14 protein-coding genes are annotated in these 14,970 nt (G+C 71.8%); 13 read left to right on the top strand and 1 reads right to left on the bottom strand.

Translation table 11 applies throughout. The annotated features are described in order from the left end of the window. Nucleotides 1-38: 38 nt before the first annotated feature. Complete coding sequence (locus ASE68_RS10285; RefSeq protein ID WP_055858017.1) at nucleotides 39-1,073, bottom strand: VOC family protein; 1,035 nt, start codon at nucleotides 1,071-1,073, stop codon at nucleotides 39-41. A gap of 264 nt (nucleotides 1,074-1,337) precedes the next feature. Between ASE68_RS10285 and ASE68_RS10280 the strand changes: the two genes are divergently transcribed. The 13 genes from ASE68_RS10280 to pcaC all read left to right on the top strand — a co-directional run bounded on the left by ASE68_RS10280 (nucleotide 1,338) and on the right by pcaC (nucleotide 14,964). Then, on the top strand, nucleotides 1,338-2,330 hold the full coding sequence (locus ASE68_RS10280) for a fumarylacetoacetate hydrolase family protein (protein WP_235480814.1): 993 nt from the start codon (nucleotides 1,338-1,340) through the stop codon (nucleotides 2,328-2,330). Next, nucleotides 2,327-3,358, top strand: coding sequence for a cyclase family protein (locus ASE68_RS10275; RefSeq protein WP_055858016.1), 1,032 nt, complete (start codon nucleotides 2,327-2,329; stop codon nucleotides 3,356-3,358). Before ASE68_RS10280 ends, ASE68_RS10275 begins: the two co-directional genes overlap by 4 nt. Nucleotides 3,359-3,455: 97 nt before the next feature. After that, nucleotides 3,456-4,589: an FAD-dependent monooxygenase gene (locus tag ASE68_RS10270; RefSeq protein WP_055861115.1), complete on the top strand. Its 1,134-nt coding sequence runs from the start codon at nucleotides 3,456-3,458 to the stop codon at nucleotides 4,587-4,589. Continuing rightward, complete coding sequence (locus ASE68_RS10265) at nucleotides 4,586-5,614, top strand: amidohydrolase family protein (RefSeq protein ID WP_055858015.1); 1,029 nt, start codon at nucleotides 4,586-4,588, stop codon at nucleotides 5,612-5,614. The genes ASE68_RS10270 and ASE68_RS10265 overlap by 4 nt, the downstream gene beginning before the upstream one ends. Beyond that, nucleotides 5,611-6,657, top strand: a complete 1,047-nt coding sequence (locus ASE68_RS10260; protein WP_055858014.1) for a fumarylacetoacetate hydrolase family protein — start codon at nucleotides 5,611-5,613, stop codon at nucleotides 6,655-6,657. Before ASE68_RS10265 ends, ASE68_RS10260 begins: the two co-directional genes overlap by 4 nt. A gap of 52 nt (nucleotides 6,658-6,709) precedes the next feature. Next, nucleotides 6,710-7,942 carry an MFS transporter gene (locus ASE68_RS10255; RefSeq protein ID WP_055858013.1) on the top strand — a complete coding sequence of 411 codons (1,233 nt, stop codon included), beginning with the start codon at nucleotides 6,710-6,712 and terminating at the stop codon, nucleotides 7,940-7,942. Nucleotides 7,943-8,119: 177 nt separating this feature from the next. After that, complete coding sequence (locus tag ASE68_RS10250) at nucleotides 8,120-9,076, top strand: LysR family transcriptional regulator (RefSeq protein WP_055858012.1); 957 nt, start codon at nucleotides 8,120-8,122, stop codon at nucleotides 9,074-9,076. Then, nucleotides 9,063-9,815: an IclR family transcriptional regulator gene (locus ASE68_RS10245; protein WP_055861112.1), complete on the top strand. Its 753-nt coding sequence runs from the start codon at nucleotides 9,063-9,065 to the stop codon at nucleotides 9,813-9,815. Before ASE68_RS10250 ends, ASE68_RS10245 begins: the two co-directional genes overlap by 14 nt. A gap of 127 nt (nucleotides 9,816-9,942) precedes the next feature. Further along, entirely contained in the window at nucleotides 9,943-11,124 is a 1,182-nt protein-coding gene (locus tag ASE68_RS10240) for a 4-hydroxybenzoate 3-monooxygenase (protein WP_055861108.1), read from the top strand. A gap of 2 nt (nucleotides 11,125-11,126) precedes the next feature. Next, nucleotides 11,127-11,924 (top strand): protocatechuate 3,4-dioxygenase subunit beta, encoded by a 798-nt coding sequence (gene pcaH, locus ASE68_RS10235; protein ID WP_055858010.1) that lies wholly within the window; start codon nucleotides 11,127-11,129, stop codon nucleotides 11,922-11,924. Beyond that, nucleotides 11,917-12,528 (top strand): protocatechuate 3,4-dioxygenase subunit alpha, encoded by a 612-nt coding sequence (gene pcaG, locus ASE68_RS10230; protein ID WP_082462160.1) that lies wholly within the window; start codon nucleotides 11,917-11,919, stop codon nucleotides 12,526-12,528. The genes pcaH and pcaG overlap by 8 nt, the downstream gene beginning before the upstream one ends. A gap of 13 nt (nucleotides 12,529-12,541) precedes the next feature. After that, nucleotides 12,542-13,723: a lyase family protein gene (locus ASE68_RS10225; protein WP_055858008.1), complete on the top strand. Its 1,182-nt coding sequence runs from the start codon at nucleotides 12,542-12,544 to the stop codon at nucleotides 13,721-13,723. Beyond that, entirely contained in the window at nucleotides 13,720-14,964 is a 1,245-nt protein-coding gene (pcaC, locus tag ASE68_RS20890) for a 4-carboxymuconolactone decarboxylase (RefSeq protein WP_055858006.1), read from the top strand. Before ASE68_RS10225 ends, pcaC begins: the two co-directional genes overlap by 4 nt. Nucleotides 14,965-14,970: the final 6 nt, after the last annotated feature.

Genomic DNA, 14,970 nt, shown 5'->3' with positions numbered 1-14,970 from the left:
GGGCGGCCTCGCAGCGCCGGCGACGGATCAGCCGTGGATCAGCCGCGGCCCTGCTTCGCGTACGGGTTCGCGAGCGCGTCGGCGATGATCGCCTCGGCCGTGTCGGGGTGCAGGCCCTCCTCCGTGGCCGACGGGGCGGCATCCGGCGGGAAGGACTCGGTCATCGACATCGGCATGGCGCCGTTGCGATAGAGGTTGTTGGAGCCCTGCGAGGGCTTCCAGTCGTTCGGCTCCCAGTCCGGCACGTAGTTGCGGTAGCCGCCGGTGTTGACCTCGACGCGCATGCCGCTCGGGTCGCGGAAGTAGAGGAAGTTCTGCTCGCCGATGCCGTGGATCGAGGGGCCGTACTCCATGGCGACGCCGTTCTCCATGAGCACGTCGGCGGCCTGGAGCAGGTCTTCGCGGGTGTCCACCCAGTATGCGTAGTGGTTCACGCGGCCGGTGCGCTGCGACGTGTCGAGCACGACGCCGAGGTCGTGCGACTTCTCGTTGGTCGTGATGACGCCGAAGACGGTGACGGGTGCTTCGTCGAGCACCGTGTACGCCATGATGCGGAAACCGAGCACGTCGCGGTACCACTCGGCGAATCCACGCACGTCGCGCGCTGCGACGGTCACGTGGTCGAGCGATCGCGGACCGACGGCGTGGCGCGTGCGGCGCTCGGGGCGGTCGGGGAAGACCGAGGCGAACTCGCCCTCGCCCTGGTACTTGTCGACGTCCCAGAACAGCTTCATGGTGTGGCCGTACGGGCCCGTGAACGTGTACGAGCGTCCGTGGCCGAAGCCCGAGTCGTGCCAGACGCCCGTGATGCCGGCAGCCTCGATGCGGCGGGCGGCCTCATCGAGGGCCTCGTCGCTCGTGGTGCGCCAGGCCATCTCGACGAGCGCCGGCTCGGCGCCGTGCGAGATCACGAGGCTGTAGTCGTAGTAGTCGCCCCACGAGCGCAGGTAGGTCTTGCCGCCTTCGCTCGCGATCGCGCGGACACCCACGAGCCGCTCGTAGAAGGAGACGGATGCCGCGGGGTCGGGCGCCGCGATCTCGACATGCGCGAGGTGGGAGAGGAGTTTGATCATCGTTGATCCTTCGGTCGTTCGGTTGGGTCGAGCGCGCGGGGCGCCACACGACCACACTGCGTGGCATCGAGGTATCCGGGAAGGTGAATCTGCGGATACCACGCATCGACGGCATTGATACTCCAGCTGGACACCCGCCAGCGACGCGACTATCAGGCGGAGTGATGCGACGTATCAGTGATCTCCGCTTTGCTGATGCGCGCAGACGCTATTGGATCGAGCACACCGGATGCACCGAAGCATCCGGCGAACGGAGATCCACACGTGACGACGTCGTCAGGCCTGACCGCCCCCTTCGCGCTCGCCCGATTCGCATCCGACACCGGCCCCGTGCCCGGACTCGTCGTCGGCGATCGCATCCGCCCGCTCTCCTCATCGGAGCTCGGCGCACCCTCCCTCAATGACTTCCTCGCGCAGGGCGATGCCGCATGGGACCGACTGGCCGTGCTCGCCACGACCGCCGACGGCAGCACGGATGCCTCGTGGGTCCCGCTCGGGAGCGTCACCCTGCTCGCCCCCGTCGAGCCCCGCCAGGTGCTCCAGACCGGTGCGAACTACCGCACGCACGTCATCGACCTGGTCGTCGCCGGCCGCGCGAAGCAGGACCCGCGCCCCATCGAGGAGCTGCGCGAGTGGGCGGCCGACCTCATGGACCGCCGGGCACGCGAGGGCATCCCGTACTTCTTCATCGGCCTGCCCGCATGCGTGGTCGGCGCAGACGAGATCCTCGAACTGCCCGCCTACAGCGACCAGCACGACTGGGAACTCGAGCTCGCGGTCGTCATCGGCGCGCCGGCGTTCCGCGTCGCCCGTGAGGACGCGCTCGAGCACGTCGCCGGCTACACGATCGTCAACGACGTCACGACGCGCGACCTCGTGTTCCGCCAGGACATGAAAGACATCGGCACCGACTGGTACCGGGCCAAGAACGCGCCCGGCTTCCTGCCGACCGGTCCGTTCCTGGTCCCGGCACGCCACGTCGCCGACCCCGGCACCCTGCACCTCACGCTCACCGTCAACGGCGAGACGATGCAGGATGCCGAGACCTCCGACCTCCTCTTCGGCATCCCCGCGCTCATCGCCGCCGCATCCGAGACGATGCCGCTCCTGCCGGGCGACCTGCTCCTGACCGGCAGCCCCGCCGGCAACGGCGTCGTCCACGGGCGGATGCTGCGCGACGGCGACGTGATGGTCGGCACGATCGAGGGCCTCGGATCGCAGGTCGTGCGTACCGCAGCAGCACGGGTGCCGGCATGAGCACGACCACCGGGAACCCGCGTGCGCTCACCGAGGACCCGGCCGAGCTGGACCGCGGCGAGCCCTTGACGCACATCGCGGCGGCCGCCGAGGCCTACCGCAACTGGGGTCGATGGGGCGAGGACGACCGTCTCGGCACCCTCAACTTCATCGACGACGATGCCAGGGCCCGGGCCGCCGCACTCGTGCAGCGCGGGGCATCCTTCTCTCTGTCGCAGCCGTTCGACATGAACGGCCCGCAGCAGGGATGGCGCCGCCGCACGAACCCCGTGCACACCATGCTCGACACGGGCACCGATGCCGAGTTCGTCGGCCAGGGGTTCCCGCACGGTCTCGGCGGCGCGGACGACGTCATCGCGATGCCGCTGCAGTGCTCGACCCAGTGGGACGGCCTCGGCCACATCTTCGATCGCGGCGTGGCCTGGAACGGCCGCCCGGCCGGCCGGGTGGTCACGAGCGAGGGCGACCTCGTCACGGGCATCGAGCACGCGGCATCCGCCATCGTCGGCCGCGGCGTGCTGCTCGACGTGGGCCGATTCCTCGGGCCGCGACTGGGCGGGCCGGGCACCGACGAGCTGCCCGACGGCTATGCGATCACCGTCGACGACCTGGAGGCGTGCATCGCCGCGCAGGGACCGACGTCTCGCGTCGGCCGCGGCGACCTCCTGCTCGTGCGCACCGGTCGCTACACCCGCGCACGGCGGGAGGGGTGGAACGGCTACGCCGGAGGCCCGAGCGCCGGGCTCTCGTTCACGACCGCCGGCTGGATCCACCGCACCGAAGTGGCCGCCGTCGCGACCGACACGTGGGGGTTCGAGGTGCGGCCCAACGAGTTCGACGAGGCGTTCCAGCCGCTCCACCAGATCGTGATCCCGAACATCGGCCTGACCGTGGGGGAGATGTGGGACCTCGACGCCCTCGCCGAGGACTGCGCCGCCGACGGCCGCTACGAGTTCCTCCTCACCGCCCCGCCGCTGCCGATCACCGGCGCGGTCGGATCGCCCGTGAACCCCATCGCCCTCAAGTAGTCCGCACAACCCCCGCCCGACCGCGCACGGCCCGCGCCGCCCGCGCACCAACCCGCAGCACGACCGAGCACCACCGCAGAACCACAAGGAGTCAATGATGACCGCAGTCTCTCGAGTCGCCATCGCCGGGGGAGGGGTCGCCGGCATCGCCGCCGCGATCCTCCTCGCCGAGGGTGGCGTGCACGTCGACGTGTTCGAGCAGAAGCCCGACCCGGGGGCGCTCGGCTCCGGCATCACGTTGCAGGGCAACGCCCTGCGCATCTTCGGCCGTCTCGGCATCTGGCCCGCCGTGCAGGAGGAGTCCTACTCGTTCGACGTGCTCGGCATCCGCGCGCCCGGACCCGAGGCCCCGGTGCTCGCGCAGATCCCCGACCAGCGCACCGGCGGCGACGACTTCCCGGCCACCGCGGGCATGTACCGACCGGACCTCGCCCGTATCCTGACCGAACGCGCCCGTGAGGTCGGGGCGGGCATCCACCTCGGGGCGACCGTCACCTCGTTCGAGCAGGACGACGACGGCGTCGACGTCGCGCTCTCCGACGGCAGCACCGGTCGATACGACCTGCTGATCGGCGCCGACGGCCTGCACTCGACGATCCGGTCGATGCTCGGCATCCAGACCCAGCCCCACCGGACCGGCATGGGCATCTGGCGCGCGTTCGTGCCCCGCCCCGATTCGGTCACGCACACCGACCTCTACTACGGCGGCCCCGCCTTCATCGCCGGCTACTGCCCGACCGGCGAGGACACGATGTACGCCTACCTCGTCGAGGCGGCGCAGGACCACGGCGACCTCGATGAGAACGAGCGCATCGAACTCATGCGCGACCTGTCGCAGGGGTACGGCGGGCCGTGGAATGAGATCCGATCCTCGCTGACCGCATCCGCTCGCGTGAACTACACCTGGTTCACCGCTCATCTCGTGCCGGATGCCTGGAACCGCGGTCGTGTGGTCATCATCGGCGACGCCGCCCACAGCTGCCCGCCCACGATCGCCCAGGGTGCCGCGCAGGCAGCGGAGGACGCCCTCGTGCTCGCCGAGCTGCTCCTGGATCGTGATGCCGTCGACGCCGCGCTGTGGGCCGAGTTCCACGCCCGACGGCTGCCGCGCGCCAAGGCCGTCGTCGACGCATCCGTGCAGGTGGGGCAGTGGATGCTCGAGCACGATCGCGACGCCGACGTGCCGGGCCTCATGTACCGCATCGGCTCCCTCGTGAGCGAGCCGGCATGAGCGCGAACGATCCCGTCGTCGACGTGCACGCGCACGTGCTGCTGCCGGCGCTGCAGGCCGTCGTGCAGGCCGGTGACCCAGAGGGATTCGCGGCCGCGGCCGACCTCGAGACCCGGCGCAACGGACCCGAATCGCAGGCCGCATCCGGTGCGATGATCCGCGAGCGATTCGCGAAGCTGACCGATCTCGGGGCCCGTCTCGCCGCGATGGACGCCACGGGCGTCGACGTGCAGGTCGTCTCGCCGTCGCCCTCCCACTACTACCCGTGGGCGGATGCCGAGCTCGCCGATCGGGTCGCGCGGGCGGCGTCGCTGGCGACCGCCGAGCTCGTGGCCTCCGCGCCCGAGCGCCTCCTCGGGCTCGGACTCGTGCCGTTGCAGCATCCGTCGCTGCTCGTCGGTGCGCTCGAGTACGCCGTGCTCGACCTCGGACTCGTCGGCGTCGAGATCTCGTCGGGCGCCGGCGACGTCGAGCTGTCCGACGAGCGGCTGGAGCCGTTCTGGTCGCGGGCGGAGGAGCTCGACGCGGTCGTCTTCCTGCACCCGTTCGGCTGCACGCTCGACGAGCGGCTCGACCGCTACTACCTCGCCAACACGGTCGGCCAGCCCACCGAGAACGCGGTCGCGCTCTCGCATCTGATCTTCTCGGGCGTGCTCGACCGGCATCCGCGCCTGCGGATCGTGGCCGCGCACGGCGGCGGATACCTGCCCGCGTACATCGGCCGCAGCGACCACGCGTGGCGGGCCCGGCCCGAGGTGCACGGATGCCGCGAGCTGCCGTCGAGCTACCTGCGACGACTCTGGTTCGACTCGCTCGTGCACGATGCGACGGGCCTCCGCATCCTCGTGGACGCGGCCGGGGCCGACCGGGTCGTGCTCGGCAGCGACTTCCCGTTCGACATGGGCGTCGAAGATCCCGTCGCGAGCGTCCGCGAGGCGGGACTCGACGCGTCGACCGAGCAGGGGATCCTGTCCGGCAACATCCGGTCGCTCATCCCGGCCCTGGACCGGGCGGTGACCCGATGAGGATCGCCCGTTGGGAGCACGACGGCACCGTCGGCGAGGGGTTCGTCGTCGGCGATCAGGTCGTGCGATTCCCAGATCAGCTCACGGTCGCCGACGTGCTGCACATGGGCCTCGCCGAGGTTCCGTGGATCGCGGATGCCGCGGCCGGTGCCGCCGAGTCCGAACCGGCGAGGCGTCTCCCGCTTGCGGACGTGCGGCTCCTGCCGCCGGTCGTACCGCCGAGCGTCCGCGACTTCGTCGCATTCGAGGAGCACGTCGAGGGCGTCGTGCGCTCGGTGTCCGGCGGGCAGGGCGTGGATGCCGAATGGTACGAGTTCCCGACCTTCTACTTCACGAATCCGCACTCGCTCATCGCCACCGGCGACACGGTGCGGCCGCCGCAGACCGAGCGGCTCGACTTCGAGCTCGAGGTCGCCGCCGTTATCGGGGGAGTCCACGGCAGCGACGGCACGACCCGCGATGGCACGAACCTCGACCCCGCCGAGGCCGGCGACCACATCTTCGGCTACACGATCTTCAACGACTGGTCGGCCCGCGACATCCAGGGCCGAGAGATGAAGGTGCGGCTCGGCCCGTGCAAGGGCAAGGACTTCGCCACGACCCTCGGCCCGTGGATCGTCACCGCCGACGAGTTCGCCGACCGCCACGACGACGAGGGGTTCCTGCCGATCGGCATGGAGGTGCTCGTCAACGGCGTGCGGATCGGCCACGACCTGCTCTCGAACATGGGCTGGCCGTTCGCGGAACTCGTCGCGTACGCCTCGCGCAACTCCCGCGTCGCACCCGGCGACGTGCTCGGCTCCGGCACGGCCGGCAACGGCGGATGCCTCGGCGAGCTGTGGGGCCGCGCAGGCGAGCTCCTCCCGCCGCCGCTCGTCGAGGGCGACGAGGTCGTCATGCGCGTCGAGGGCATCGGCGAGATCCGCAACCTCGTCGGTGCCGCCGTCCCGGCCCCGCACATCGGACCCGCCCGCACCCGCCCCCGCTCCAGACCGGCCACGCCGGTCGCCACCGCGTTCGCCGCGCCGGCCGTCACACGCTGAACAGGCCCAACGCACGCACCACCCCCAACCCACCACCGTTCGAGGAGATTCAATGACGAATACCCGCCAGGCGACGCAGCCCGTCGCCGCCCGCACCGCCGGTTTCTGGCAGGCGGTGCTGTTGCTCGCCGGCAGCTGCATGCCCGTGCTCGGATCGGTGCTCATCACGCCGATCCTGCCCCAGCTCTCCGAGGTGTTCGGCGACCAGCCGGGCTCCGAGGTGCTCGTGCCCATGATCGTCGCGATCCCGGCGCTCATCATCGCGATCTTCGCGCCGTTCGCCGGCCAGATCGTCGACCGCCTCGGCCGCAAGAACCTGCTCCTGGTCACGATGTTCGCCTACGCGCTCGTCGGCACCGCCCCGGCCTGGCTCGAGGACCTGCAGCTGATCCTCTTCAGCCGCGTGCTCGTCGGCGTCTGCGAGGCGGCGATCATGACCGTCTGCACGACGCTGATCGTCGACTACTTCCATGAGGAGAAGCGCCGCACCAGGTACCTCGGCCTGCAGACCGTCGTGACCACGCTGGCCGCGACGGTGTTCATCGTGGTCGGCGGCGCCCTCGGCGTCGCCGGATGGCACACGCCGTTCTGGGTGTACGCGATCAGCCTCGTCATCGCCGTGCCGATGATCTTCCTGCTGTGGGAACCGAGCCGCGACGACCGCACCGATGCCCATGTCTCGACCGGCGAGAAGGTGCGCGTGCCGTGGAGGCTGCTCGCCGCGCCCCTCGTGGTGACGCTCTTCGGCGGGTTCACGTTCTACGTGATCATCATCGAGGCGAGCTACCTCGTAGTCGGCACGGGCGTCGCGGCGACCGACACCGCCACCATCGGCCTGGTCGCCGCGCTCGCATCGCTGGCCACGGCTGCCGGTGCGTTCACGTTCGCCCGCATCGCGAAGCTGCAGCCCCGCGTGCAGCTGCCCGTCGCGTTCGGCCTGCAGGCGATCGGCATGCTCGTGATCTGGCTCGGCGGCGGCCTCCCGGCCGTCATCGTCGGTGCGATCATCGCGTCTGCGGGCTCTGGCCTGCTGCTGCCGACCCTGGTCACCTGGGCCCTCTCGAAGATCGCGTTCGAGGAGCGCGGGCGCTCGACCGGCTGGTGGCAGACCTCGTTCTACCTCGGGCAGTTCCTCACCCCGATCATCATGGGCGGGATCGCCGCCGCGGTCGGCGGCCTGTCGGTCGCGGTCGGCGTGGTCGGCATCGCCGCGGCGATCGTCGCGATCCTGCTCGGCGTGCTGCTGCGTCGTCGGGTCGCGACGGGCGAGCCGGCCTCGGCCTGACGCCTCGCCTGCAGCCGTCCTGACGGTCGCCCGGCATTCGCATCGCCTCGGTGCGGATGCCGGGCGTCGTCGTTCGTCGTCATCGACGAGTCCGATCCGCTCCGGGCCTGACATCGTGTCGATTGATAAGCTCGGATCCCGAACAGCCCGTTCCTCCCGATCCGAAAGCACGATGCCGTGTCCGATCGCTCCCTCTCGCGCCTCGACCTGAACCTTCTGGTCTCGCTCGATGCACTGCTCACCGAACGCAGCGTCACCCGCGCCGCCGAGCGTCTTCGGCTCAGCCAGCCGGCGCTCAGCGCCTCGCTCGCGAGGCTCCGCGCCCACTTCAACGATCCGATCCTCGCCCGGCAGGGCAACACCTACGAGCTCACGCCGCTCGCGTCCCGCCTCGCGGAACACACCGGCTCGGCGCTCGACGCCGCTCGCCGCGTGTTCGAATCGCAGGCCGAATGGGACCCGAGCGAGTCGACGAGGGAGTTCGCCGTCTACGGGTCCGACTACGCATTCGCGACGATCGGACGGAGGGTCTCCATCCTGGCCGCCGAGCGGGCGCCCGGCGTCCGCTTCCGGTTCCTGCTGCACAACCCGCAGATCGTCGACGACGCGGCGACCAGGTTGCGCAGCGCCGACGGCATGCTCATGCCGCACGGCTTCCTCGACGGGCTGCCGTACACCGACCTCTGGACCGACGGCTGGGTCATCGTCGCGGCCGACGACAACCCGGCCGCCGACCACCCGCTGAGCATGGACGACCTCGCCGCGTTGCCGTGGGTCTTCACCTACCAGTCGAGGTCGGCCTTCACCTCGGCCACCCGGCAGATCCAGCAACTCGGTATCGAGCCTCGCGTCGAGGTCGTCGTCGAGAGCTTCCTCAGCCTGCCCGGATTCGTCGCCGGCACGCGTCGGCTCGGTCTGGTGCAGGCCGGCCTCGCCGATCACGTGCGCGCGATGCCAGGGCTCCGTGTGCTCGAGCCCCCGTTCGAGGCGACCGAGATCCACAACGCCCTCTGGTGGCATCCGGTGCATCGCCGCGACCCCGAGCACGAGTGGATGCGGGGGCTGTTCGCCGAGGCCGGGGCCGCACTCGCGGCGACGGGCGAGCCGGATGGCGTCGCGCATGCCCCGCGGTGACGACGACCGCCGGGTCGCCGAGAAGCTGTTCGCGATCGCCGACGCGTTCGAGCGCGGCGACGAGCTGACGCTCAGCGAGATCGCCGAGCGCGCTCGACTGCCGTTGTCGACCGCCCATCGCCTGCTCGGCGAGTGGGTCGAGTGGGGCGGCATCACGCGCTCGGGCGACGGGCGGTACCGGGTCGGCATCAAGCTCTGGCGGCTGGCGGTTCGCCAGCCCTCGTCGCGCCGGCTCCGCATCGCGGCCAAGCCGTACCTCGAGGACCTCTTCGAGTCGACCGGGGAGCACGTGCACCTCGCGGTGCGCGAGGGGCTCGGGGCGGTCTACCTCGAGCGGATGTCGGGGGCGAACGCGGTGCCGTCGATCACCGAGGTCGGCTCACGGCTGCCGCTGCATGCGACCGGGGTCGGACAGGCGCTGCTCGCGTTCGCGCCGCCCGGCGTCTTCGAGGACGTCATCGCCGCGGGTCCGCGCCGGTTCCTGCCGGGCACGATCGTCGAGGAGGCGGCACTGCGCGAGCGGATGTCGCGCATCCGCACGACGGGGGTCGCGACCTCCGTCGAGGCGCTCACCAAGGGCGCGTTCTCGGTCGCGGCTCCGATCCGGGACGCCACCGGCGACGTGGTCGCGGCCGTCTCGATCATCGCGCACGTCGAGCGGCGCGAGGAGCCGCAGTTCCTGCTCGGCGTGCGCATCGCGGGCCGGGGCATCTCGGCGGCACTCGGGTACCGCCCGTAGGCGATCGACGCCGTCGGGGGCCGAGGACGACTCCGGCGGCTTCCATCAGATGGAATCGGGGATGCGCGGCGGAGGCGCCGCGGCGCACGATGGTGCCACCCTTCCATCGACGCGAGAGGACGCAGCGTTGCGAACCCAGGTGGTCATCATCGGAGCCGGACCCGCCGGCCTCCTGCTCGGGCACATCCTGCACCGGGCCGGCATCGCCTTCACGATCCTCGAGGCCCGCTCGCGCGAGTACGTGCTCGGGCGGATCCGCGCCGGCGTGCTCGAGCAGGGGTCGGTCGACGCCCTCGCCGAGCTCGGCCTCGACGCCGACCTGCGCGAGCGCGGCCTGACGCACCAGGGCATCCACCTGCAGTTCGAGGGCGCCCGCCACCATGTCGACTTCGTCGACCTCGTCGGCCGCACCGTGACCATCTACGGGCAGCAGGCACTCGTGCGCCACCTGCTCGCCGAACACGACCGGCTCGGCAGCGACATCCGCTTCGAGGTCTCGGATGTGAGCCCGATCGGCCTCGACGGGTCGAGCCCGAGCGTGCACTTCACGGATGCCGGTGCGGCGACGTCGATTGACGGCGAGGTCGTCGTCGGGGCCGACGGGTTCCACGGCGTCTGCCGTCCGGCGATCCCCGGCATCCGCTCGTTCGAGCGGTCCTTCCCGTTCGGATGGCTCGGCATCCTCGCCGACGTGCCGCCGTCGACCGACGACCTCATCTACGCGCTGCACGCCGACGGGTTCGCGATGCACTCGATGCGCTCGCTCGAGGTGTCGCGCCTCTACCTGCAGGTCGACCACGACGCGTCGATCGACGACTGGTCGGACGCCCGCATCTGGGACGCGCTGCAGACCCGGCTCGGCGTCGACGGCTGGACCCTGCACGAGGGCGAGGTGCTCGAGAAGTCGATCACCCCGATGCGCTCCTTCGTCGCCTCGACGATGGCGCACGGCCGACTGTTCCTCGTCGGCGATGCCGCGCACATCGTGCCGCCGACCGGGGCGAAGGGCCTCAACTCGGCCATCGCCGACGTCGTGCTGCTCGGTCGAGCGCTCGTCGCCGCACTGCAGGACAGTGACGAGTCGGGCCTCCGCGGGTACAGCGACGCGGCCCTGGCCCGCCAGTGGAAGGTGCAGCAATTCTCCGAGTGGATGACCGACCTCCTCCACGTGCACGATGCGCCGGACGCCTCGGCGCGCGAGTTCGCGTACCGCAGCCAGGTCGGCCGCCTCGAGTACGTCACCGGGTCGCGCGCCGCGCGGCAGAGCCTCGCCGAGCAGTACGCCGGCCTTCCCTTCATCACGGAGTGACCATGCCACGCCTCGCATCCCAACCCGACCTGTCGCAGCGCACGATCAGCGACGAGATCACCGACCGTCATGCGCTCGAGCAGGATGCCGCGGCATCCGCCGGTCGCGGGCTCGCCGCCCACCCCCGACGCGACTTCGCGCCGTACCGGTCGACCCTGCTGCGGCATCCGACGCATGAGCTCGTGCGCGCCGACCCCGAGGAGATCGAGCTGGTCTCGCCGGCGTTCGGCCACACGGACGTCGCGGCCGAGGAGGCCGACCTCACGATCCAGCACGCCGGGGAACCGCTCGGCGAGCGCATCATCGTCACGGGCCGGGTGCTCGACGGCGAGGGCAGGCCGGTGCGCAATCAGCTCGTGGAGATCTGGCAGGCGAACGCGTCGGGCCGCTACGTGCACAAGCGCGACCAGCACCCGGCCCCGCTCGACCCGAACTTCACGGGCGTCGGTCGCATCATCACGGGCGACGACGGCTCGTACCGCCTGACCACGATCAAGCCGGGCGCCTACCCGTGGAAGAACCACCGCAACGCGTGGCGGCCCGCGCACATCCACTTCTCGTTCTTCGGCTCGGCGTTCACGCAGCGCCTGATCACGCAGATGTACTTTCCAGGCGACCCGCTGTTCGCCCTCGATCCGATCTACCAGTCGATCGTCGACCCGGCCGCGCGCGAGCGCCTCGTCGCCGCGTACGACCACGACATCAGCGAGCCGGAGTGGGCGATCGGCTACCGCTGGGACGTCGTGCTCACCGGCCCGAGGTCGACCTGGATGGAACCGGAGGACGCCGACCATGCCTGAGCAGACCGACTCGACTGAGCAGACCGACCGGACCGAGCAGCACCGACCTCTCGGCCAGACGCCGTCGCAGACCGTCGGCCCCTTCTTCGGGTACGCGCTGCCGTACGACGGCGGGCCCGACGTGCGCGCACCCTGGCAACCCGATGCGATCCGCCTGCACGGCACCGTGTTCGACGGGGCGGGCGACCCGATCCCCGACGCGATCGTCGAGATCTGGGGTGCGGATGCCACCGGCCGGCCCTCGACCGAACGCGGGTCGTTCACTCGCGACCAGCACGGCTTCACCGGCTTCGGCCGTGCCGCCGTCGACCGCGACGGCCACTACTCCTTCACGACGATCAAGCCCGGAGCGATGCGCGACGGATCGGCGCCGTACCTGCTGGTGACGCTCTTCGCCCGCGGCGTGCTGCAGCACCTCTTCACCCGCGCGTACTTCGGCGACGAGCCGACGGCCAACGCGGGCGATCCGCTGCTGGCCCGCCTCGACGCCGATCGTCGGGGCACGCTCGTGGCCGAGCCCGACGGCCAGGGCTCGTACCGCTTCGACCTGCGGCTGCAGGGCGACGGCGAGACCGTGTTCCTCGACTACGGAACCGAACTGTGATGGAGTCGTGGCGATGACGGACTGGGGACTGCTGGATCCTGGCGCAGCCGACACGACGGGCACCGACGACGATGCCGTGCTCGCGGCGATGGTCGACGTCGAACGTGCGCTGCTGAGGGTGTGGGGGAGCGAGCTCGACGAGTTCCTCGATGCACAGGCCGACGCGCTCGACGTCGACTCGCTCGATCGCGAGCTGCTCGTCGCGGGGGTGGCGCGCGACGCCGTTCCGGTGGTCGCGCTCGTTCCGGCGCTGCGGGCGCAGCTCGTGGCCGCCGGGCTCCTGGCCGATCGCCTGCACCTCGGCGCGACGAGCCAGGACGTGGTCGACACGGCGCTCATGCTCATCGCGCGCGACGCCCTTCGCGCGGCGCGGGCGTCGCTGGCCGAGGCGGGTGCGCGTCTCGCCGCCCTCGCCGACGCCGAGCGGCACAGCCCGCGCATCGGTCGTACCATCGCGCGCCACGGTGAGGCGAGCACGCTCGGCGCACTCGCCGCCGGCTGGCTCGACGGCGTCGCCTCGGCGATCGAGACGGTCGATGCAGTCACGTTCCCGGTGCAGTTCGGCGGTGCGGTCGGCACCGGCACGGCAGCGGATGCCGCGGCCGGGCGCCCGGGCGCCGCCGACGCCGTTCGCGCTGGGCTCGCCGCCGAGCTCGGGCTCGCCGATCCCGGCCGCGCCTGGCACGCCGAGCGCACGCCGGCGCTGGCCGTCGCCTCGGCGGCGACGAGCGTCATCGCCGCCCTCGGTCGCATCGCGGGCGACGTGACGCTGCTCTCGCGCGAGGAGTTCGGCGAGGTGCGCCTGGCCGGCGGCGGCGGCTCGTCCGCGATGCCGCACAAGCGCAATCCGGTCGATGCCGTCGCGATCACGGCGGCGGCCGTCGAGGCTCCCGGCCTGCTGCAGGTCGTCGCCTCGGCCGCGCTCGCGGGCGACGAGCGCGCGGCGGGCCGCTGGCACGCGGAGTGGGCGTCGCTGCGCCGACTCGTGCGCCTGGCCCGATCCGCCTCGACCGCCGCCGCCCGACTCGTCGCGGGCCTCGAGTTCGACCGCGAACGCGCGGCCCGCATCCTGGACGACGCCGGGCCCACGGGCGAGCGGCCCGACCGCGCCGTGCTCGACGCGGCATCCGATCGCATCGTCGACCGGGCCGTCGCCCGATTCGCCGCCGTCTCCGAAGGGGGCTCGCGCCCATGACCGTCCCTCGCCTGCTCGGTTCGTTCGCGCCCGGCACCGCTCCGGCGGCCTCGAACCCGCTCCTCGTGCTGCTTCCGTCGCTCGGCACGACGACCGCACTCTGGGACGGCGTCGTCGCGGCCCTGCGAGCGGACCCGCGCACCGCGGATCTCCGGATCCTCCGCATCGACCTGCCGGGGCACGGGGCGAGCCCGGCCGTGGCCGCCCCGTTCTCGGTGGCCGAGCTCGCCACTGGCGTCCTCGCCGTCGTCGACGAGGCGGGCGGCGGCGGCTTCCACGTGGCCGGCGTCTCACTCGGCGGCGCGGTGGCGCTCGAGCTCGCGGTCGGCCACCCCGACCGGGTGCTCGGACTCGTGATCAGCTGCAGCGGCGCCCGCATCGGCACCCGCGACGGCTGGGTCGAACGCGCGGCCGCCGTGCGCGCCAGCGGCACCGCATCGCTCGTGACCGGCAGTGCATCCCGGTGGTTCGCCCCCGGCTTCCTCGGTCGCGAGGCGGGCGGGCCGGGTGCGGGTGCGCTCTCCGCGCTCGTCGACATCGACGACGAGTCGTACGCCCGCTGCGCCGAGGCGCTCGGCGACTTCGACCGCACGCCAGATCTCGCGAGGCTCGACGTGCCGACCCTCGCGCTCAGCGGTGAGCACGACGCCGTGACGACCCCGGCCTCGATGCAGGACCTCGCCGACGACATCCGCGGCGCCCGCCACATCGCGCTCGACGGGGCATCCCACCTCGCCGTGCTCGAGGAGCCGCAGGCCGCGGCCGAGCTGATCGCCGAGCACCTCGCCGCGATCGAGCGGTCGGCCGAGGCATCCGTCGCGCATGAACGCGGCATGCACGTGCGGCGGGCCGTGCTCGGCGACGCGCATGTCGACCGCGCCGTGGCGGCCACGACCCCCGAGACCGCGGCGTTCCAGGACTTCATCACCCGCTACGCATGGGGCGAGATCTGGGATCGGCCGGGCCTCAGCCGCCGCGAGCGCTCGATCGCGACGCTCGCGAGCCTCACGACCGGCGGCCACGAGCAAGAGATCGCGATGCACGTGCGCGCCGCGCTCCGCAACGGCCTCACGCGTGACGAGATCGCGGAGGTCCTGCTGCACACCTCGCTCTACGCGGGGCTGCCCGCGGCGAACTCCGCCCTCGCGATCGCCCGCTCGGTCTTCGCGGAGAGCGATGCCGCAGCCGCAGCGACGGATGGCGCAGCCGCCGACCCCACGACCCCCTCCCCGAACGACTGAACCCGG

This window comes from Agromyces sp. Leaf222 (assembly GCF_001421565.1).
In the GTDB taxonomy this organism is placed as follows: domain Bacteria; phylum Actinomycetota; class Actinomycetes; order Actinomycetales; family Microbacteriaceae; genus Agromyces.
Note: the sequence above shows the minus strand (reverse complement) of the source record. Positions and strands in the feature narration are given on the sequence as shown.

Coding starts and splice junctions, on each gene's coding strand:
- ASE68_RS10245 (WP_055861112.1), top strand. CDS start 9,063: ATGCCCCGCGGTGACGACGACCGCCGGGTCGCCGAGAAGCTGTTCGCG.
- ASE68_RS10260 (WP_055858014.1), top strand. CDS start 5,611: ATGAGGATCGCCCGTTGGGAGCACGACGGCACCGTCGGCGAGGGGTTC.
- pcaC (WP_055858006.1), top strand. CDS start 13,720: ATGACCGTCCCTCGCCTGCTCGGTTCGTTCGCGCCCGGCACCGCTCCG.
- ASE68_RS10225 (WP_055858008.1), top strand. CDS start 12,542: ATGACGGACTGGGGACTGCTGGATCCTGGCGCAGCCGACACGACGGGC.
- ASE68_RS10275 (WP_055858016.1), top strand. CDS start 2,327: ATGAGCACGACCACCGGGAACCCGCGTGCGCTCACCGAGGACCCGGCC.
- pcaH (WP_055858010.1), top strand. CDS start 11,127: ATGCCACGCCTCGCATCCCAACCCGACCTGTCGCAGCGCACGATCAGC.
- ASE68_RS10270 (WP_055861115.1), top strand. CDS start 3,456: ATGACCGCAGTCTCTCGAGTCGCCATCGCCGGGGGAGGGGTCGCCGGC.
- ASE68_RS10285 (WP_055858017.1), bottom strand. CDS start 1,073: ATGATCAAACTCCTCTCCCACCTCGCGCATGTCGAGATCGCGGCGCCC.
- pcaG (WP_082462160.1), top strand. CDS start 11,917: ATGCCTGAGCAGACCGACTCGACTGAGCAGACCGACCGGACCGAGCAG.
- ASE68_RS10255 (WP_055858013.1), top strand. CDS start 6,710: ATGACGAATACCCGCCAGGCGACGCAGCCCGTCGCCGCCCGCACCGCC.
- ASE68_RS10265 (WP_055858015.1), top strand. CDS start 4,586: ATGAGCGCGAACGATCCCGTCGTCGACGTGCACGCGCACGTGCTGCTG.